Below are 21,110 nucleotides of genomic sequence, written 5' to 3'. Positions count from 1 at the left end.
TAATAACTTACATCACCCAGCCACTGCATTTTTGCCATTTTGCTTAGCCTGAAATAAAGACTTATCGGCTTTTTCCAGTAATGACATCCACGATGCTCCCCCTACCACTACTCCAGCACTGACAGAAACACGAATATTCTGGTTCAGTTCAGCAATATACAGTTCAGATCTGCCAATCTCCTGAAGAATTTTATTGGCAATAGCCCAAGCCTCCGGAAAATTAATGTGCTCGATTAAAACCAAAAATTCATCACCACCATAACGAACAATTAAATCCGAAGCTCTTACATTCAATTGCAATTTTTCTGCAATCAGTTTAATGACTTCATCACCGACAATATGCCCAAAAGTATCATTCACATGCTTAAAGTCATCGATATCAATAATGATTAAGCCGGTGTGCTTGAACTGATTCGGCTTATTCTCCAGATAACGGATATATTCCTCTAAAGCCAAACGGTTAGATACACCCGTCAAATTATCCGTATTGGCAATATTTCTAAGCTGAAATTCCAGTGCGTCACGCTGCTGTAGTACCCGCTTTAATTCTGTAAGGGCGTCTAATAAGGTGATTCGCTTAGCAGATAATGGTGTCTGTTTACTCTCTATAACCTGATGCTGTGCCAGTCGAAGAATGGTATTTCTGGCTTTAAGCAACGGTATAAAAACATGATTGCGCGCATAGATCATAGTAAAAGAAACTGCGACTAAACAGATCAGCGCCACCAGTAAGGTTAAAATCAGTTTTTGCTGGGCTTGTTTCTTCTGGGTTTGAGCCACCGTAACACTGTAATCCAGAATATAGCTTTGCAGATTGACTACTGTCAGGAATTTATCAACGATTGCTTCTGTGAGTTGCGTACCGGTCAATGAATAGGCCTGATTATGGATACTTTCATTCATCAGGCGAGTAACTATTGGAATACCTTGATCTAAAAACTGTGCTTTTACCTGCTGATGTAAAGCTAGATATTCTGGGGTTTTATCCTGCTCAGGCTGTATGGTATTCACTAAAGCCCATAAATAATGGGCCTGATGTTGCGTCTGCAATGACCGCGCCAAGTTATCTTCGGGGATTTTTTCATTAAAAGTCACTGCTGCCATAATATTAGAGGCAGTTCGACCAGCCTGATCACGTAAATCAGCCAAAATTAAAATCAGCGTATAGTAGTCTGAGACTGAAGTTCCTTTAGCTTCAGAATGTACCAATACATTTTCTATAATTGCTTTACAACTATCCCATGCCTTAAACATTTGCTGAATCGCCTGATCCAGCTGTCTTGCACTCCGTTCAGATCGCGGCAAGGCACTATAAACATCGACCGCATGACGACCTTGAGCCAAAGCCCCTTTTACATGAGAAGATAAGGCTTGAGCCTGAACAGAAAAACCTGCCGTAGCTAAAATTGCACTTGTCTGCTCAATCTGCAGATCTACTTCTTTCCGGTAAGCTTCTAATTCTTTTATATTTTCTTCGAGTTCATCGACACTACTCGACATCACCTTATTAGCAGGTGCCCGTTCACGGGAAATTTTATTGGCTAAATCAGCTACAGCACGAAGCGCAGAAATTTCAGTTAAGGCACGATCTGCTTTCTGATAGCTATGATAACTACTGACAATTAAGGGAACAGATAAAAACAAAAGAGACAGTGCGATAATGATCATCGACCAAAACAGTCGCCGGCTGATATGTTCCGAGCGTAATTTATACATAAATTAATTACTCACCATACACACCAAATGACCTGTGATCATACTCAAATTATATATAAATATATTACACGATTTTGATCTAAAAAGAGTTAAAAATTAATCAATATTTTTAAATATCTGCATTCTATCAACCACTTATAATATTTTTTCAAATAAAAGTTAAAAAAAATCTAAATTCTTTAATAAAGCTTTAAGATCCAGTGCATATCTGTAGGGTTTCAACTCAATTTTTATTCTTTACCCCAATAGTAGCAAACTGCTTTTCATTGAGTGCAATTAAAAATTTTGCATATCTATAAATTGCAGTTAAGCAAGCCGCTTAAATAGAAAATCCTGTTTCCCTTAAAGATCTCGACAAAATAATGCAGGACTATTTCTAGGAAGCCCCCAATTTATATTGTTTAAATTACCTGCTTATCTAAATATTGCTACTTGCATGATAAGAAAATATTTACACATGCCACAAATAAGTGCATAATGCACTGCATTAGGGCAAATTAAATATATTCTCAGCAGATTTTTTAATTTTTCCGAAGATTTTGGCGAAAAACCCCAGTTTTCTTTGAAAATTGGGGTTTTTTATACTTTAATTTCAAGAAAAATCTAATCCCCTACTCCAAATTAAGCACCATATTGGTGCAATAAAAGTTAATCCTAGGGTTTCTACTTAAGGATTCACTCTTTAATGACTAAAAATAAGTTTTGCTATTAATATGATTATGCTTCCATTTTTATTGCCTGTTCTTATTTCGCAGCCAACTGCAATATTTTTCTGACATAAAAAAAACCCAACCTTGGGGAAAGTTGGGCATATAAAACAAAAACTTGTTTATGGAGAATCAGATCATCATCACATTATTGCAATGTAGTATGAATTGATAGATATATTATCGTAAAAACCGTTATAAAAGTAAAGCCTATCAAAACGGTAAGATTTAAAATTCATCACAACAGCACGATATTTGCACTAAATAAATTACAATTTGTGCATTTTTCAACCAACACTATCCCATTTTAGGTGAATTTTATTATTAGAATCAAATGAATAGCCTTAAAATGCCATACAGATCATGCAATAAAATATATTTCAATTGGATTTTACAATTAATTTTTAAATTTAATCCAATTTAACATTACACAAAGTCCTTATTTTTTGCATATTTCTGAAAAAATAAGTTTTAAAAATGTTCATATTCATTTGTTCTAAAAACAAATTTTTCAAGTTGACCTGACACAGTTTAATCGTACTTTTTTCAACCAATTACATTATGTATAACAAAAAAACAACAAAATAATGTTCTTTTAGTTCATTGACTTAATGTTTTGTTACAATACAATGAAAGTAGTTTAATTCACCTGCAATAGAAAATAGAACTGGAAATTAATATGAAAAAACTCGGTTTAGCCACTGCTTTATTATTAGCCATGACCGGTGCTCAAGCATATCAAGTAGAAGTACAAGGTCAGTCTGAATACATCGACACCACAGCAAATGACAAAGATTTCACCGGTAGTTTACAAGGTACTTATTACCTTAAAGATGTTGACTCTTCTAAAGGCCCATTGGCTGAAGCAGCTTTCTTAAACCAAGCATCTAACGTATCTGTTGCTTATAATTACGGCGAGTTAGGTTCAGACGATATCGACGTTATCGCTCATAACTATGGCATTAAAGCTGAAGCTTATGTGCCAACTCAAGTTGTACCTGTATATGCTAGCGCTTCTTATAGCCACACAATTTTAGACAGCAAAAATAACAACGCCACTGATGATCAAGGCGACCGTTATGCCTTAGAACTTGGTGCATTTGCTGCGCCTAATTTCTTGGTTGCAGTAGGTTATACGAGCGTTGCTGATCAAACTGCTCTTGATGCATTCAATGTTATGGCTAATGGCGTTGTTAAATCAGTTGGTGAAACTGCTACGATCGGTGAAGATCAAGATGCAATTACTGCACGTACCAAATATGTTGGTGCGATTGACGGAACCAACATGGCAATCGGTTTTGAATCTGGTTTAGTTTACGGTGACGACACTGCTTATAACCTAGGTACAACTCTTTTCGTTACGCCTAAGTTAAGCGTTGGTGCTTCTTATGCTGAATCTAGCTTTGCTGGTACACCAGACTCAGCTTGGGGTGCAAACGTAAATTACTTCATCACTCCTGCCGTTGCAGTGGGCGCTTCTTACGTAAATGCGAATGCTGAACAGCTTGCGCTTGATACGCAAACTGTAGGCGTTAACGCTAAATTCCGTTTCTAATTTTTAATTAGATAAAGAATTTAAAAAGGACGCTTGATGCGTCCTTTTTTATGGCTCTTTGTCTTTAGAATGCTTGGGTAAATGGGCAATATATTGCAAGGCAATCAAGCGTGAAACAATAAGGGCCAGATACATAACCCCGGAAAACATTTGCAGTAGTGCCAGTACCCGTGCGGGGGCACTTAGGGGCATTAAATCTGACAAACCGGTTGCAGACTGCAAACTAAAACTCAAAAACAATAAATCAAGCCAGCTTTGTAAACCTGCAACATTGGGATTCTGAAAGCTGCCCGGCACCAGCAGCTGGCAAACATTATATAAAAAAGCAAATGCCCAGGCCAGCAACGTAAATACCGCACCTGCAGCAAACAGTTCATCTCGGGTTAAATAGCGGTCTTCAAACATATAACGCAACAAACCATAGGCCGCGCTAAAGTAAGCTGCGGCTTCAAAACCATGGGCAATGACTTGTAGCCATGGATTTTTTATACCTAATATAATCAGGGAAGAAAAAATCACGGCACCACTGACAAAACTTAAGCCCAAAATGGTAAACATCGGTGTTTGCCGAATGACTTTGGCAATCACCAGTAAAACCAGCACCCCCAGTAGCCAGCTAAGCGTACGGTAAGGCGTGCTGTAATTGACGGCAACCGACAGAATTAAAATAATAAATTGTAATAAAAGTAGCCAAGCTGAAGGCAATACGCGAAATACCTTCCACACATCCATAATCGCCTGCATGTACTGCTCCAGAATATTGCTTTTTTATGCCTGAATTTTTTATGTTTCTTTTACTCAACTTAGCATGAATGCTTGAAGCTGCAAGTGAAACATTTGTAGAAAAATGATAAAAGTCGCCCTCTTCTTTGCCAGATTTATGTTTGATAAAAGAGAGACTCATCCATGCTAACAATAGGATTGAGAACCGAAACCCAGCCTTGCAATCACGTTGTGTTCCATTTGCTAAAGTCATAAAAAAAGCCCCTGATGGGGCTTTTTTTAAAGTAACTGTATCTTAGTGATCTGATGCACCAGAGATACCAATACCTGTTTGTGAACGTACATACTGTGCATCGAAAGCTTTGCGTTCTGCATGCGCACGTGCCGAACTGTCAGTCACAGAGAATAACCAGCAGCATAGGAACGATAATGGCATTGCAAAGATTGCTGGACCATTGAATGGGTTGATTGGTGTCTCAGAAACACCCAAAGTATCTACCCAAACCGCTTTAGACAGTACAATTAGAGTTACTGCAGCAACAAGACCTGCAACACCGCCAGCTACTGCACCACGAGTGGTCAAGCCTTTCCAGAACATTGACAGTACCAGTACCGGGAAGTTCGCACATGCAGCAACCGAGAATGCCAGACCCACCATGAACGCAACGTTTTGTTTCTCGAACAGGATACCTAAAATCATCGCAAAGATCGCAAGACCTAAAGTTGCAATTTTAGACATACGTAGTTCAGATTCAGGTGTAGTTTGGCCTTTCTTGAATACGTTTGCATACAAATCGTGTGAAATTGCTGAAGCACCAGACAATGTCAAACCAGCTACCACCGCAAGAATCGTTGCGAATGCTACTGCTGAAATGAAGCCCATGAACAAGTCACCGCCAACAGCATCAGCCAAGTGAACCGCAGCCATGTTGTTACCACCAACAAGTTCTAACTTGCCAGTTACAGCCATTTTCGCCACATCAATGAATTGCGGGTTGTTTGATACGTAAAGGATCGCACCGAAACCAATGATGAAAGTTAAAAGATAGAAGTAACCGATGAAACCTGTAGCCACAACCACTGATTTACGTGCTTCTTTAGCATCTTTTACGGTAAAGAAACGCATCAGGATATGTGGAAGACCAGCAGTACCAAACATCAATGCCAGACCCAAAGAAATCGCATCAATCGGGTTCGCTGCCAGTTTACCAGGGCCCATGATATTGCCTGCTTCTGCAAGGCTGATTTCATGTACTTTAGAGAATACCTGAATCGATTGTTCAAACATGTTGGTGAAGCTGAAGCCCACGCCTTTCATTACCATGAAAGCCATGAAAGTTGCACCTGAAAGTAACATCACCGCTTTGATGATCTGTACCCAAGTGGTTGCCAACATACCGCCAAAGATTACGTAAGCCATCATCAAAAGGCCCACAATCACGACAGCAATATTGTAGTTCAGACCGAATAGTAATTTGATCAGCTGACCTGCACCTACCATCTGAGCAATCAGATAAAAGGCAACAACAACCAAAGAGCTAAGAGCTGCCAAAGTACGTACCGGTTTTTCTTCCAGACGGAATGAAACCACGTCAGACAAGTTGAATTTACCCAGGTTACGTAAACGCTCTGCGACCAGGAACAATACGATTGGCCAGCCCACCATGAAACCTAGTGAGTAAAGCAAACCGTCAAAGCCTGAACTAAATACCATTGCGGAAATACCCAGGAATGATGCTGCTGACATATAGTCACCGGCAATCGCCAGACCATTCTGGAAACCTGAGATACCGCCACCCGCAGTATAGAAATCTGCAGTACTGGTGGTTTGTCTTGCTGCCCATTTGGTAATCAGCAAGGTGAAGCCCACGAAAATCGCGAACATAATAATTGCATGCCAGTTGGTTGCTTGCTGTTCAGCAGCACCCAAATCTGGACTAGCCATTGCCATACCTGACATCAGTAGCGTAGAAGCAGCAACTGCTTTCGCTTTCAATGAATTCCATTTCATCTAATTACTGTCCTTTCTCATTCGCAATTGCTGCAACTTCTCGCATCGCTTCTTCATTTAATGCATCCAGTTTATTGTTTGCAATATACGAATAAACACCACATAAAATGAAAGACAATACAATAATGCTCAAGCCGAGTGGCATACCCAAAGTGGTAACGCCGCCGCCAACCGAACTCATTAAGAATTCTTTGTTATAACCAACTAAAAGCATAAAGCCTACATACACAATCAACATGATGATTGTTAATGTCCAACTTAATCTGCTTTTTCTGCTGACCATTTCTTTAAATTTGGGATTCTGTAGAATACGTTCTACATGTGCCTCATCCATAATCATGCTCCTGTGTGCACCCAGCCATAGGTGATTTTTTTAATTCGAATTATTTCGTTATCTAACTTAACAATCTTATTAGGTTCTTGTAATTACTACTTTGGTGTTAAATTTTGATCAATTAAAGCGGCAAGATTACTAGATAGGTTATTATTACGACATAAATTTATGCTGTAGGCAATATGAATAGTTGGCTCATTATCGGCGTGCTCGCCCTTTATATCGCGTTACTCTTTATCTGTGCATTTTTTGGTGAAAAACACGCCAGTCGCCTAAGTACCCGCGGTCGCATGTTTCTCTTTAGTCTAACCTTAGGGGTATATTGCTCATCCTGGACATTTTACGGTGCAACCGGGGCTGCGGTTCGTGAAGGCATTATCTTCCTGCCCATTTACCTTGGTCCCCTGATTTTTGTCGGTGTGGGTTATGATATCTGGCGCCGTTTGGGACGTGTGCGCCAGCATCATGCCATTTCTTCCATTGCAGATTTTGTGGCTGCACGTTATGGCAAAAGCGGCCCTCTGGCATCCCTGGTCACCATTCTGGCAGTCATCGCAATTATTCCCTATTTAGCCTTGCAGCTCAGAGCGATTGCCTTGAGTGCTGCTGTAGTGTTGCAACAGAATACCGGCATACAAAGCACCACCAATAGTGTGCTGTTTTTGACTGGAATTTTAGCCATTCTGGCCATGCTGTTCGGTACCCGACAAATTGCCAATACCGAACAGCATGGCGGTTTAATGCTAGCCGTGGCATTTGAGTCTTTTGTCAAACTGTTTGCCCTGCTGTGTGTGGCCCTGTTCTTTGTCTTTGATGCCCCCGAAAACCTGGGGCAAATTTCCACGGATGTCGCAGAAACCTTTAAACAGGTTCAGCTGTTTGGTGTTCCCGAAACGTTCTGGGTGCAAACCTTACTCGCAGCCTTGGCGATTATCTGCTTACCACGACAGTTCCATGTCGCGGTGGTTGAACTGCGGGATGAAAAACATATTCGGGGCGCACGTCGCTGGTTTGCCACTTATCTGATTCTGACCACACTGGCGATTATTCCGATTGCCAGCTGGGCGCTGCATGCTGCACCGCATTTTCTTGCGATTCCTGATGTCGCTGTACTGTCCTTGCCGCTCAGTTATGATCAGGAATGGTTGACACTTTTGGCTTTCCTGGGGGGGTTTTCTGCTTCTACGGGAATGCTGCTGGTCTCTTCAGTTGCCTTGTCTATTATGCTCAGTAATGACCTGATTATGCCTGCCTTGTGGCGTACCGGCATACTTTCGCGTCATGACAAACGTCTGCCTCTGGTGCTGAAATTTACCCGCCGGGTGTGTATTTTAGCGGTCATGTTGCTTGGTTTCCTGTTTTTCCATTTCTTTAATGACATCGACCAGCTTTCAGTATTTGGCTTGCTGGCCTTCAGTGCCGTGGCCCAATTTGCTCCAGCCTTGATTGGTGGTCTGTACTGGCGTGGTGGCAGTAAACAGGGCGTATATGCAGGTCTGATTGCCGGTTTTGTCATATGGGCCTATACCTTGCTGTTGCCTACCGTACTGCGCAGCCTGCCTGCTGAATACAGCCATTTTAGCCAGCAGTTCCTGCTTGCAGGGCCTTTAGGCATGGACTGGTTACGCCCCGAAGCGCTGTTTGGTTTTCAGTCTTTTGCTCCCCTCACCCATGGCGTGACCTGGGCATTGGGTCTGAATATCGTGCTGTATGTGTGGGTGTCACGAATTTTCCGTCCCAGTATTGCCGAGCAAATTCAGGCGGAAAGTTTCTTCTATTATGAAACCAAACCTTTACCGACCCACAATGCCTCAAGTGAAATCAATTACTCTCACCAGGATGTTGCCCGCCTGAAAGTAGGTGATTTAATTACCTTGGCCAAACGGATTACCGGTGAAGGACCAGCTACCCATGCCTTTCAGCAGTTCTGTGCTCAAAACAACGTGATCCTGAATGAAAATAGCAATGCCAATGGCATGTGGTGGCGTTTTACCGAACAGTATCTGGCCGGAACCATTGGTGCTGCTTCGGCGCGTACCCTGCTCACCACCGCGATGGTGAATAATGGTCTGGCACTCGGTCAGGTCGCCAATATTCTGGATCAGGCCTCACAATGGCAACGCTTTAACCAGAACCTGATCATGACCATGATTGACCATATGACCCAGGGGGTAAGCGTAGTCGATGAAAACATGTGTCTGGTGGCCTGGAACAATCAATACCTTAAACTTTTTGATTATCCTAAAGATATTGTCTATGTCGGCTGTCCGATTGCCGACCTGATCCGTTATAACGCCGAGCGCGGTGAATGCGGGCCGGGTTCGGTCGAAGAACACGTGCGCAAACGGATTCACTGGATGGCCATGGGCAGCGCGCATGAATTTGAACGGATTCGTAAAGATGGCCGCGTCATCCAGATGCGAGGTAATCCCATTGAAGGCGGCGGCTTCGTCACCACCTTTGCCGATATTACCGCTTTCCGTGAAAATGAGGCCGTACTTGAAGCGCGGGTACAAGACCGGACCCAACAGCTGGCCGATGCACTTTCCGAGCAGCAACTGGCCCGCGAACAGGCTGACCGTGCCAATATGTCCAAGAGCCGTTTCATTGCAGCGGCCAGTCACGACCTGTTGCAGCCAATGCATGCAGCACGCCTGTTCAGTACCGCTTTAGAACAAAGCGTACAGTCAGATGAAGACCGCAAAACCCTGCAACAGCTGGACCGTGCCTTGCATGGTGCGGAAAGCATGCTGTCTGCCCTGCTGGACATTGCCCGTCTCGAAGGCGGTACCATCCAGCCGAAACGTCAGCCTTATCCCTTACATGACCTGTTAAGTGATCTGGAACTGCAATTTAAATCTATTGCCGCACAACGTGGCATTAAATTCAGCGTGCATGATGCACAGTTCTGGATCGACACCGATCCACAGTGGATTCGCCGGATTATTCAAAACTTTGTCAGCAATGCCCTGCGCTATACCGCTAAAGGCAAGGTGGTAGTTGGTGTACTTCGCTCTAGCGAAAAACCACGCCATATCCGGATTGGGGTTTGGGATACCGGCCCCGGGATTGCCGAAGAACAGCGCATTAAACTGTTTCAGGAATTTGAACGCTGTGGCCATACTTCGCCTTGGGGCGAGCAGGGTCTTGGACTCGGCCTGGCGATTGTGCAGCGCATGACCAGCTTGCTGGATTATCCGGTACATGTCTATTCTGAATATGGCAAGGGCTCGTGTTTTATGATTGAAGTGCCAATCGTAGATGCGCCTAAAGTCGTGGCAGCACCAGTACAGGCCACCCCGCTGAAAAGCAAGGCCTACAAGATTCTATGCCTGGACAATGATGAAACCATTCTGGAAGGGATGACGACCTTACTGACCAAATGGGGTTATCAGGTCTTTAAAGCCACTGAACCTGAACAGGCCCTAGAGCTCATCCAGCAAGAAAATATTCAGGTCTGGCTGGTCGATCAGCACCTGAACAACAATAAAATTGGTCTGGATTTCATTTTGGCCAACCGTCAGGAACAGGTTCCTGTAGCATTGATTACTGCAGATTCCGACCCAGAACTGCCACAGCATTTGAAAGATCTCAATATTGTGCTGCTGAAAAAACCGTTAAAACCGGCATCGCTGCGTTCCTGGTTATCAGGCTTAAAAATTTCCGGTTCTTAAGCGTTTTATTCAGAAATCACTGCAAATCAAACGCCCATTTCATGTATGTGAAATGGGCGTTTTCATTACATAAAAACACCCTCTATTAACCTCACTGGCAATTTATTTTTCATTTTAGGCAAAACTGCTCAATTTCTTTATTTTGGCTGCCGATTTATTGACCAAAAAATTCAATGTCATATTTCCTATGGCAAAGATGATCAAAATTTAAATATACATTTGTATAATTAGTTACAATTTTTCAAGTTATTATTATTAAAAATATTTTTACAGTAAAAATCCATTATATAACTTTAGTCGTATTTCGTTTGCGGTCAGCCAAGCTCATATATGAGAGTAATCAATGGTCAGTTTAATCTGTCTATCAGACTGCCTCAAAACACGGCCCACGAAACTGATCATCATAGAAAATACAGGAGTTTAAGATGAACATTTCTGAAGCCGGAAGTTATGGCATAGATCAATCGCAACAATTTTATCGTCAATATGGGGCCAATGCCCTGTTACCCGAAATTCAATGGACCGAACTATTTAAACCCAGCCACTTAAAGGACACTCATATTCAAGCCCTGAATACCTTGTATCAAAGTGCTGTCCCGCTTGCCTTACAGGTCTTCGATGAGTTGAATTTTGATGTCTTTAGCCCGGCAGCCTATAAACCGCAAGGTTTGGGTTTATTTGATCGCCTCGCTGAACAGGAAGACAAGCTGATTCAGTCTTTAGCAGCCGAAGCTAGAGACTTGACAGATACAGTACGTCACCAAATTTGGAGCATGCTATTGCGTGGTGGTGCGGTGCTGGTGTTTAAGGCATGGCTGGGTAAAGTCAAAACCGATCAGAATCTGCTCGATACCACCCAGTTTGATGAACTCTCTGATCTGCTGTTTATTAAAACCCCACCACTGGAACTGGCAAAGCACTTAGGGATTAATGCTCATGCCGATGAAGATCATATTTTCCTGCTGTATGGCAGTGATGTGTATTTAGACCGCTTCAACAGTCTGGAAACCGCAGCGTTGTTTGTCGATTTGGGCGTTTATGATGCCGCATTTTTAAGTTTGCGCGATGACAGTGTGGCTGAATATCTGAAAGAGAAAGCCTATGTCTCTCAAGAGCAAATTGATGATCTGCAATGTGCACTGAATCCTTTATTTTGCACAGACAGTACTCCCAGACAAAGCTGCGTCGCCTGATCTAAAGCACTGATTACAAAAAAAGGCACTTGATCAAGTGCCTTTTTCGTTGAATGCTATATTCAGCAGATTACATTTTCTTTTCTTCAATATTCAGGGCACTGATGGCCAATACTGCCTGAGTACGGTTTTGCACATTCAGTTTGCGGAAAATGGCAGTGACATGGGCCTTGATGGTCGCTTCGGAAACGTCCAGCTCATAAGCAATCTGTTTATTCAGCAAACCTTCCGCCACCATCATCAATACACGGAATTGTTGCGGTGTAAGTGACTGAATACGTTCTGCCAGTGCAGTTTCATCTGCTGCACGCGGGTCAAAATTCATGTTGGCCGGTAAATTTGGCGGTAACCAGATTTCTCCTTCCAGTACCTGACGGATCGCTTCACCAATATGGCTTGGATGCGCAGATTTCGGAATATAACCCATTGCACCATGGGCTATGGCACGTTGAATAATTGACACTTCTTCATGTGCAGACACCACAATAATCGGAATGGACGGGTATTGTGCACGAACATGCACCAAAGCCGAAAAGCCCGAAGCTCCCGGCAAATTGAGATCCAGTAAAACCAAATCTGGTTCTGGCCCATTATCTAAGCGTTCATAAAACTCATTTACTGCAGCTGTTTCCTGAATTTGCGCTTGCGGCAAGCTGTAACGAACGGCTTGAATCAAGGCATGACGAAACAGTGGATGATCATCAACGATTAAAATATTCATAAGCAGCATGAAAGATCTTGTGCACATTAAGAGCTATTCTAACCACACTAGTACTATTAAGGATATGCAATGAATAACTTTTTTCATCTGATATGAGATTATTTTCTCAAAAATCCCCTTTTTTCAAGGTTTTTCGCAAAATCATCAAACCTAATCATATTTTGATATAAATTTTATCGGCCAATTTAAAATACTTATCAATAAGCAATATAAATATATAAATCAACGTACTAAATCATATAAAAGCACATTTTGGTGACTTTTTCCTTTATATCTCAAAATAAGATAACTTTTCTTGATTTGCTTATTTTACAGAATATGCCTGCTGTTGATTAATAAAGCTATTCCAAGATTTTATGTTTTAGGTTATCCCCAAATGTCTATTTTAAATGCACAAAAACCGTTGAATATTGTTGCTGTATCAGGCGGCTTAAACAATCCTTCTAAAACCGAGGCACTGGTACAAGCTATTATTGATGAACTCGGTGAAGCAACCCCAATCAATGTACATTTTATTAAATTTAGCGAAATCGGTTCTTTACTTGGCGGTGCCATTTACCGTAACCAGTTACCGCAACGTGTGCAAGATGACTTGGCAGCTGTTGAAGCAGCGGATGCTCTCATTGTCGGTACACCGGTTTACCGTGCCTCGTTCACAGGTCTTTTCAAACACTTCTTTGACTTTGTAGAACAAACTGCACTGGTCGATGTGCCGGTACTCCTTGCAGCTTCTGGCGGTAGTGAGCGTCATGCCTTGGTGCTTGAACATCAATTGCGTCCATTGTTCAGCTTCTTCCAGGCACAAACCTTACCGATTGGTGTCTATGCAACAGACCGTGACTTTACCCCTGAATATACCATTCACAGTGAACTGCTGCGTGACCGCATTACCCTCGCAGTAGCACGTGCATTGCCAATTCTTGAATGGGCTCCTGCCAAAGGCCAGCGTGCTGAAGTGGTCAAAGAGAAATCTCAGCTAGCCAACCAGAATCTGGGTATCAACAAGCAAATTGAACAAGAAGAAGTCCTTCCTTCTGCTGCAGTGCCAAGCCTTGATGCTGCCGAAGCACGCCTGCACAGCAAAAAAGCACCAAAGTCACAGGTAGCTTAAGAGCGCTAAAAAAATTACATCCTGAGGGTAGACAGAATGTCAGTACAAGATAAAAACATTACATTTGCTTATTGGGTACCAAACGTCAGCGGCGGTTTGGTGGTCAGCAATATTGAACAGCGTACGGACTGGAGTTATGACTATAACGTCCGTCTGGCGCAAGCTGCGGAAAAAAGCGGCTTTGACTATGCCTTAACCCAAATCCGTTTTACTGCCGGTTATAACGCAGAAAACCAGCACGAATCGGTCAGCTTCAGCCATGGCATTCTGGCCAAAACTGAAAAACTCAAAGTGATTGCTGCAATTTTGCCAGGTCCGTGGAAACCGGCACTGGCTGCAAAGCAATTGGCAACCATTGACCACCTGACCAATGGGCGTATTGCCATTAACGTGGTCAGTGGCTGGTTCCGCGGCGAATTTGATGCCATTGGTGAAGAATGGCCTGAACATGACCAGCGTTATGCACGTTCAGAAGAATTTATCCGTAGCCTTAAAGGTATCTGGACGCAGAATCATTTCAGTTTTGATGGTCAATACTATCAATTCAAAGATTACACCCTCAGTCCAAAACCGCTACAAAAACCGCATATTGAAATTTTTCAGGGCGGTAGCTCACGTGCAGCGCGTGATATGGCATCGCGGGTATCGGACTGGTATTTCACCAACGGCAACACAGTGGAAGAGCTGAAAAAGCAGATTGATGATATCCGTGAAAAAGCCAAAGCCAATAACCATGCCGTGAAAATTGGAGTCAATGCCTTCATCATTGTCCGTGATACTGAACAAGAAGCCCAAGCTGTTCTTCAGGAAATTGTGGCCAAAGCCAATGTCCAGGCAGTGAAATCTTTTGGAGATGCCACCCGTGAAGCGGGTGCTGCAACCGCAGAGGGTGAAGGCAACTGGGCAAAATCGACTTTTGAAGATTTGGTGCAGTATAACGATGGCTTTAAAACCAATTTGATTGGCACGCCGCAGCAAATTGCAGAACGTATTGTTGAACTGAAAGCAGTCGGTGTGGACTTGATCCTGTCTGGTTTCTTGCATTTTATTGAAGAAGTGGAATATTTCGGACAAAAAGTATTGCCATTGGTTCGTGAACTGGAAGCGCAACAGCTATCCGTTGTGACCGCCAAGTCCGCTTAAGCTGAATGACTAAGCGACAGTTGATGAGCTAAAAAAGAAGAATCAAAAGCATCTCCAATCTTCCCTCAAGACTCGGCTTGAGGGATTTTTTTGCTTATGCAGCAGAGTTACCTTCGCTCAAACCGAACGCAATAACCAATCGGCAACCAGAAAAAACAAGAACAGCATGGTGACTGCCTGAACGAAATTTTAAAGTAAGGCGATAGCGGCAAAAAATAAGCTGGAAATAAAGATGTCTGCTCAATTATTACTGCCCCTTGCGGGCGCTGCCATTGTACTGGCATTAACCGGATGTGCCTCGCCATCCAGGTCTCCAATTTCAGACAGTTATGGTCCATACCCACATCTGCCTGAACCCCAATCCCGTCTGTTTCCTACGGTGAATATTGCTCCTGCCAAAGGCTGGCCTGCCGATACTATGCCCACTCCTGCTGCGGGTTTGAAAGTACAAGCCTTTGCCAAAGAACTTGATCATCCGCGCTGGCTGTATGTGTTGCCAAATGGTGATGTGCTGGTGGCTGAGACCGATGCACCGCCCAAACCGGATGACAGTAAAGGCTTTAGGGGCAAAATCATGAAACTGCTGATGAAACGTGCCGGTTCATCGCATCAGAGTGCCAACCGTATTAGCCTTCTGCGTGATCGTAATGGCGATGGTGTGGCTGATCAAAAAACCATATTTCTACAAAATATGAACTCTCCGTTTGGCATGGCGCTGGTCGGCAATACGCTTTACGTAGCCAATACGGATGCCTTAATACGCTTTCCTTATCAAAAAGGTGCAACTCAAATTACCACAAGCGGCAGCAAAGTCCTGGATTTACCCGGTGGCCCGCTCAATCATCATTGGACCAAAAACGTGATTGCCAATTCTGCGGACAGCAAACTCTATATTACCGTAGGTTCAAACAGTAACGTGGCAGAAAATGGCCTGGACCAGGAAACTGGCCGGGCATTAATTATGGAATTTGATATTGCCAGTGGCAAAACACGGCCCTTTGCCACAGGGCTGCGTAACCCCAATGGTATGGACTGGCAACCACAGAGTGGTATGTTATGGACGGTGGTGAATGAGCGCGATGAAATTGGCAATGACCTGGTGCCCGATTACCTGACCTCAGTCAAGGATGGTGCTTTTTATGGCTGGCCCTATAGTTATTATGGTCAACATGTAGACACGCGGGTGAAACCTCAAAACCCAGAACTGGTCGCACGTGCGATTAAACCGGATTATGCTCTGGGTAACCATACGGCTTCCTTAGGCCTGACATTTTATAAATCTCAATTGATGCCGCAATATCGCAGTGGTGCGCTGATTGGTCAGCATGGCTCATGGAACCGTAAACCGCATAGCGGCTATAAAGTCATTTTTGTACCCTTTCAAAATGGCCAACCTTCGGGTATGCCCCAAGATGTATTAAGCGGTTTTTTAAATGATCAAGGTGAGGCACTTGGACGGCCTGTTGGGGTAGCAGTTGATCGTTCGGGGGCAATATTGGTCGCCGATGATGTCGGCAATATGATTTGGCGCGTATCGCCCATCGGGACAATGATGGATCATCGGCCCATCAATAAAAAGATAAGTCCCGCTTCTGCGAGTCAACAGCCTGTAAGTTCACCACCTGCCGTAGAACAGGCAGCAAAGTAATTGTGGCTGAATAAAATGACATAAAAAAAGCCCGACATCCTGTCGGGCTTTTCCGTATGGGTTAGTTAAGCATGACTCCTGTCTTGCTTCACGATCCTGGTGTATGAACGTTTTATTGTTGTTTTCTGTTCCGGAACATCCTGTTCCTGTATGAATTCATCATAGGAAAAAAACTCGGCTGCGCCCATCCGCAAAATCCTTAAATTGATGTGCGCCACAGCGTACAAAAACGGACATTTTTCATCCATAAAATATGGGCATTCTTTTTGTCCCGGAAGAATTAATAACCCACCAAAAATTATAAAATTGAATTTTTATTGATCAATTTAATTGACAGAACATTACATATCCGGCTAAAAAATACACGAGTTGTTAAAACGTGTGTTTTTTGATCTCTTGGGTTTGGGGTTTATTGATTTATGGATTTATGGATTTATGGATTTATGGATTTATGGATTTATGGATTTATGGATTTATGGATTTATGGATTTAAGTGTTTGACAAACAATAATATTTTAAAAATCGTTTCGTATAACGACCATTATGTTAGATATAGCTAAACTGATTTTGCATGTTACGAAGAATATCTTTAATAAAGTTAATTATATCAATATCTTATAATTATAAGAATGTATCATAAAAATTAATTTAGCTATAGAGGTCATTTGGAAAAGCTATCTAATAATTAAAATGAAGAACATTCCTGTAAAAATGGTTCCAATTATGAAATATATCAAAGGCACAAAATATCTTTGATACCAATGTGGGCTTTTCCCTTCACTGTCTAGAAGACATCTTTCATTCCAAGTTGGTATAAGAAATATTAAAGCACAAGATATGAAAACAACTATTTTATTAAAACTAGATAAATCATTAATATAGTTTAAACCACTGTGTCTTTGAGCGAGCAGAAAGAACATAATTATTGGATAGAGTAGGAATCCAAGTAAGAGCCCCAACCACGTTAATGCATTATTACTCACAAAAAAACTCACTAAATTTTAGTTTTTCTAAAATTAACATAGTACACGTTATACGAAATTAAAATTTATTTTTTATAAATCATTAATTTAGGTCTCATTAAAAAGCCTAATCTTCACAAATTAGGCTTTTTTAAGTGATTTTTCACGTTCCACGCTCTTAATTCATTTTTAAATCTAGAAGTAAAAAGGCTCCATTTCATAAAATGGCATTTTCTTATTTCATTATGAATAAAAACTCGGATCAGGAACTTTAGCCGTTAACACCCACTCCCCAATTTCTTGATATTTATAATCCACCGGGTCATGCAAAGTTTGGGTACGCACATTGCGCCAGAAACGGTCCAGATTTAATTGGGCTGTGGTGGCACGCGCACCCATCACCTGAAAAATATTTTGTGTGATATATAGCGAAGTATTGGTCGCAGCAATTTTGGCAGTCGCAATGGCAATGGACACTTCACCGCGCTGTTCAGCAGTGAGGTCACTGCCTAGATCCCATGCCGTCTGTAAGCTCTGAACCGCTTTAGCTGCCAGTAAACGTACGCCTTCCAGCTGTACATAAAATTCGGCAAAGTGTTTTTGCGTAAACGGGTCATTCACGGCATTTTCAGCCAAAGATTTGGACCAGGCTTTTTGGTTTTGCACGGTTTGTCTGGCAGTTACAAAAGCCCCTTCTGCTACGCCTAAAAATAAATGCACAAAAATCAATTGGGCAATCAGTGGACGTAAACTCGAATACAGCGTACTCAGGGGTCCCGGATTGAGCAATAACTCATCTTTTTTAATTTTAACCTGCTCAAAATGACTGGTACCGCTGTCAGTCTGGCGTTGTCCCATATTGTTCCAGTCACCTAAAAAACTCACCCCTTCGCGCGCAGTAGGAATCACGCCGATCAGCAATTTACCTTCATCATTATAAGCTGAGCAGAGCAAGATGTCAGAATCGATCGAACCTGAACAGAAGCTTTTGTCGCCATGAAATAGATATTCATTTTCAGACACTTGGGTTGCAATGGTTCGTCGGTCTAATGGATTTAAAGTATTGCCCCAAAACAGGTTTTCTTGTGCGGTTTGCTCAAACCATTTGCCATACTGTTCAGGCTGTGAAAACAGTTGCACCGTCGCAATCAGTAAATGATGAAAACCATAAACATGTGCCAGTGAACTGTCGACCTGGGCAATCGTTTGAATAGTTTGAAAAACCGTTTTCCAGCCCGCACCCTGTCCACCATATTGGGTTGGAATGGCAAGTCCCAGTAAACCACTTTGACGGATTAAATCACGCTCCTGTTTTGGGTTACCACCCTGTTTATCACGTTCAGCAGCAGTGGTTGCAAACTGTTCCGCAAGTTGTTGAGCGATGTGTAAGGGATTTAAAGTTAAAAGTGGGGATGAAACATTCATAATATGATCTGATTATTGCTATATTTTTAGCTTAGCAGATGATGTTTTGCTGCTTTATCTGAATGCCTGCTGTGCTTATACATAAAATAAAAATACCGCCTGAAAATAAGGCGGTATTTTTATAAATGACTTATTTGTCAGGATAGACCCTTGCAATCAGATTGTTCACCACCTGTGGGTCAGCCAGGGTTGAAGTATCTCCTAAAGTATCCAGTTCATTGGCGGCAATTTTTCTTAATATACGGCGCATGATTTTACCGGAACGAGTCTTCGGTAAAGCCGGTGCCCAATACAAGGCATCCGGTGTAGCTACGGGTCCCAAAACCTTACGTACCCAGTTAATCAGTTCATTACGCAGCTCTTCGGATTCCTCAAAATTTGCCTGTAAAGTGACGAATGCACAAATACCCTGTCCCTTAATATCATGTGGCATACCGACCACCGCCGCTTCAGCCACATGCTCATGCGCCACCAAGGCACTTTCCACTTCTGCCGTACCCAAACGGTGGCCAGAAACATTCAGTACGTCATCGACACGTCCGGTAATCCAGTAATAGCCATCCTTGTCACGGCGGGCACCATCTCCAGTGAAATACGTCCCCGGATAAGTCGAGAAATAGGCTTCAATAAAACGTTCAGGATCACCCCAGATGGTACGCATCTGACCCGGCCAGGAATCCTTGATGATCAGGTTGCCTTCGGCTTCACCTTCAAGTTCCTTGCCTTCTGCATCCACAATGGCAGGCTGGATACCAAACAATGGTCGGGTCGCAGAACCCGGTTTTAAATCCGTTGCACCCGGCAAAGGTGAAATCAGGATTCCGCCAGTCTCGGTTTGCCACCAGGTATCGACAATTGGACAGCGGCTTTCACCGACCACGGTGTAATACCAGTTCCAGGCTTCCGGGTTAATCGGCTCACCTACCGAACCGATCAGGCGCAAGCTGCTGCGGTCACTTTCCCGAACAAAGGCATCGCCTTCGCGCATCATGGCGCGAATCGCCGTGGGTGCGGTATAGAGGATGGAAACATTGTGCTTATCGACAATATGACCGGTACGCGCCCAGGTTGGATATTGAGGTACGCCTTCAAACATCACCGTGGTGGTGCCATTGGAAAGTGGGCCATAGATCACATAGGAATGCCCGGTAATCCAGCCCACATCCGCAGTACACCAAAACACATCATCCTGCTTGATATCGAACACTTCGCGGAAAGTGGAATTCACATAAGTCAGGTAGCCACCAGTGGTATGCAACACTCCTTTAGGCTTGCCGGTCGAACCCGAGGTATACAGAATGAATAGCGGATCTTCGGCATTCATTGGTTCAGGCGGGCAAATTTCATTCACCGACATGATTTCCATGTGATACCACAAATCACGTCCTGGCTGCATTTCAATCGGGTTGCCAGTACGGTGTACCACAATCACATGTTCAACCGATTCAGTCCCGGCAATTTTCAAGGCTTCATCAACATTAGCTTTAAGCAGAATCGGCTTACCGCCGCGCATGCCGGAATCGGCAGTAATCACCATTTTGGCCTGACTGTCTTCAATCCGGCTGGCCAGTGAATCAGGAGAAAAGCCGCCAAATACCACACAATGTACCGCGCCAATCCGTGCGCAGGCCAGCATCGCAATTGCGGCTTCCGAAACCATCGGCATATACAGCACCACCCGGTCGCCTTTTTTAATCCCGTTCTTTTTCAGGACATTGGCAAAACGGCAGGTCTCATCATAAAGTTCGTTAAAGGAAATAATCTTGTGACGGGATGGGTGATCACCCTCCCAGATAATGGCCGGTTTATAAGGATGTTCTTTAAGATGCCGGTCCAGACAGTTGGCACTGAGGTTCAGCTGGCCATCAGCGAACCATTCAATCTTAAAATTGTCCTTGTCAAAACTGGTATTTTTGACTTGGGTAAACGGTTTGATCCAGTCCAGCTTGCTGGCCTGTTCAGCCCAATATTCATCAGGCTGCTCGATGGATTTCTGATAACGCTCAAAATATTCAGACTCATTGGTACGAGCGGTTTTTTTAAATTCTTCTGGTACAGGATAGATTTCTTTCATTGCTTACTTCCTTGATCTTATTCATCTCATCACGAGATGTTATGCCGCGTTATTGCTTTATTTATTGACTGCGTATTTACAGTATGGCGATTATTTTTCAACCGCTTCAATCA

General features: G+C 43.0%; 13 protein-coding genes. 6 read left to right on the top strand and 7 right to left on the bottom strand.

From position 1 onward, the window contains the following. Positions 1-12 precede the first annotated feature (12 nt). Positions 13-1,716, bottom strand: a complete 1,704-nt coding sequence (locus ABJ384_RS00695; RefSeq protein WP_349928282.1) for a GGDEF domain-containing protein — start codon at positions 1,714-1,716, stop codon at positions 13-15. A gap of 1,386 nt (positions 1,717-3,102) precedes the next feature. Between ABJ384_RS00695 and omp33-36 the strand changes: the two genes are divergently transcribed. Next, positions 3,103-3,978 (top strand): porin Omp33-36, encoded by an 876-nt coding sequence (gene omp33-36, locus ABJ384_RS00690; protein WP_349928280.1) that lies wholly within the window; start codon positions 3,103-3,105, stop codon positions 3,976-3,978. A gap of 48 nt (positions 3,979-4,026) precedes the next feature. On the opposite strand, the gene ABJ384_RS00685 is transcribed toward omp33-36, so the two are convergent. From ABJ384_RS00685 to ABJ384_RS00675, 3 genes are all read right to left on the bottom strand, one after another. Continuing rightward, positions 4,027-4,722 (bottom strand): ion channel, encoded by a 696-nt coding sequence (locus ABJ384_RS00685; RefSeq protein ID WP_349928278.1) that lies wholly within the window; start codon positions 4,720-4,722, stop codon positions 4,027-4,029. A 274-nt stretch (positions 4,723-4,996) separates the two neighbouring features. Continuing rightward, a complete protein-coding gene (locus tag ABJ384_RS00680; RefSeq protein WP_086196507.1) occupies positions 4,997-6,712 on the bottom strand; it encodes a cation acetate symporter in 1,716 nt (571 codons plus the stop codon). A 4-nt stretch (positions 6,713-6,716) separates the two neighbouring features. Next, the gene (locus ABJ384_RS00675) at positions 6,717-7,046 is read right to left on the bottom strand and encodes a DUF485 domain-containing protein (RefSeq protein WP_086196508.1); all 330 of its coding nucleotides are present in this window, start codon (positions 7,044-7,046) and stop codon (positions 6,717-6,719) included. A 182-nt stretch (positions 7,047-7,228) separates the two neighbouring features. On the opposite strand from ABJ384_RS00675, the gene ABJ384_RS00670 reads away from it, so the two are divergent. Beyond that, entirely contained in the window at positions 7,229-10,720 is a 3,492-nt protein-coding gene (locus tag ABJ384_RS00670; RefSeq protein WP_349928276.1) for a PAS domain-containing hybrid sensor histidine kinase/response regulator, read from the top strand. 425 nt (positions 10,721-11,145) lie between these two features. Beyond that, entirely contained in the window at positions 11,146-11,913 is a 768-nt protein-coding gene (locus tag ABJ384_RS00665; protein WP_349928274.1) for a hypothetical protein, read from the top strand. 70 nt (positions 11,914-11,983) lie between these two features. Here ABJ384_RS00665 and ABJ384_RS00660 read toward each other — a convergent pair whose 3' ends face one another. After that, the gene (locus tag ABJ384_RS00660; protein WP_086196617.1) at positions 11,984-12,634 is read right to left on the bottom strand and encodes a response regulator transcription factor; all 651 of its coding nucleotides are present in this window, start codon (positions 12,632-12,634) and stop codon (positions 11,984-11,986) included. Positions 12,635-13,010: 376 nt separating this feature from the next. On the opposite strand from ABJ384_RS00660, the gene msuE reads away from it, so the two are divergent. From msuE to ABJ384_RS00645, 3 genes are all read left to right on the top strand, one after another. Further along, entirely contained in the window at positions 13,011-13,745 is a 735-nt protein-coding gene (msuE, locus tag ABJ384_RS00655; RefSeq protein ID WP_349928272.1) for an FMN reductase, read from the top strand. A 36-nt stretch (positions 13,746-13,781) separates the two neighbouring features. After that, on the top strand, positions 13,782-14,888 hold the full coding sequence (sfnG, locus tag ABJ384_RS00650) for a dimethylsulfone monooxygenase SfnG (RefSeq protein WP_349928270.1): 1,107 nt from the start codon (positions 13,782-13,784) through the stop codon (positions 14,886-14,888). A gap of 232 nt (positions 14,889-15,120) precedes the next feature. Beyond that, positions 15,121-16,536, top strand: coding sequence for a sorbosone dehydrogenase family protein (locus tag ABJ384_RS00645; protein ID WP_349928268.1), 1,416 nt, complete (start codon positions 15,121-15,123; stop codon positions 16,534-16,536). Between the two features lie 1,205 nt (positions 16,537-17,741). Here ABJ384_RS00645 and ABJ384_RS00640 read toward each other — a convergent pair. Then, positions 17,742-18,923, bottom strand: coding sequence for an acyl-CoA dehydrogenase family protein (locus tag ABJ384_RS00640; protein ID WP_349928266.1), 1,182 nt, complete (start codon positions 18,921-18,923; stop codon positions 17,742-17,744). Between the two features lie 130 nt (positions 18,924-19,053). Next, on the bottom strand, positions 19,054-20,997 hold the full coding sequence (acs, locus tag ABJ384_RS00635; protein WP_349928264.1) for an acetate--CoA ligase: 1,944 nt from the start codon (positions 20,995-20,997) through the stop codon (positions 19,054-19,056). Between the last annotated feature and the right edge of the window lie 113 nt (positions 20,998-21,110).

The organism is Acinetobacter sp. A1-4-2 (assembly GCF_040233925.1).
In the GTDB taxonomy this organism is placed as follows: domain Bacteria; phylum Pseudomonadota; class Gammaproteobacteria; order Pseudomonadales; family Moraxellaceae; genus Acinetobacter.
This window is presented reverse-complemented; position numbering and strand designations above follow the sequence as displayed.

Coding starts and splice junctions, on each gene's coding strand:
- ABJ384_RS00695 (WP_349928282.1), bottom strand. CDS start 1,716: ATGTATAAATTACGCTCGGAACATATCAGCCGGCGACTGTTTTGGTCG.
- omp33-36 (WP_349928280.1), top strand. CDS start 3,103: ATGAAAAAACTCGGTTTAGCCACTGCTTTATTATTAGCCATGACCGGT.
- ABJ384_RS00685 (WP_349928278.1), bottom strand. CDS start 4,722: ATGCAGGCGATTATGGATGTGTGGAAGGTATTTCGCGTATTGCCTTCA.
- ABJ384_RS00680 (WP_086196507.1), bottom strand. CDS start 6,712: ATGAAATGGAATTCATTGAAAGCGAAAGCAGTTGCTGCTTCTACGCTA.
- ABJ384_RS00675 (WP_086196508.1), bottom strand. CDS start 7,046: ATGGATGAGGCACATGTAGAACGTATTCTACAGAATCCCAAATTTAAA.
- ABJ384_RS00670 (WP_349928276.1), top strand. CDS start 7,229: ATGAATAGTTGGCTCATTATCGGCGTGCTCGCCCTTTATATCGCGTTA.
- ABJ384_RS00665 (WP_349928274.1), top strand. CDS start 11,146: ATGAACATTTCTGAAGCCGGAAGTTATGGCATAGATCAATCGCAACAA.
- ABJ384_RS00660 (WP_086196617.1), bottom strand. CDS start 12,634: ATGAATATTTTAATCGTTGATGATCATCCACTGTTTCGTCATGCCTTG.
- msuE (WP_349928272.1), top strand. CDS start 13,011: ATGTCTATTTTAAATGCACAAAAACCGTTGAATATTGTTGCTGTATCA.
- sfnG (WP_349928270.1), top strand. CDS start 13,782: ATGTCAGTACAAGATAAAAACATTACATTTGCTTATTGGGTACCAAAC.
- ABJ384_RS00645 (WP_349928268.1), top strand. CDS start 15,121: ATGTCTGCTCAATTATTACTGCCCCTTGCGGGCGCTGCCATTGTACTG.
- ABJ384_RS00640 (WP_349928266.1), bottom strand. CDS start 18,923: ATGAATGTTTCATCCCCACTTTTAACTTTAAATCCCTTACACATCGCT.
- acs (WP_349928264.1), bottom strand. CDS start 20,997: ATGAAAGAAATCTATCCTGTACCAGAAGAATTTAAAAAAACCGCTCGT.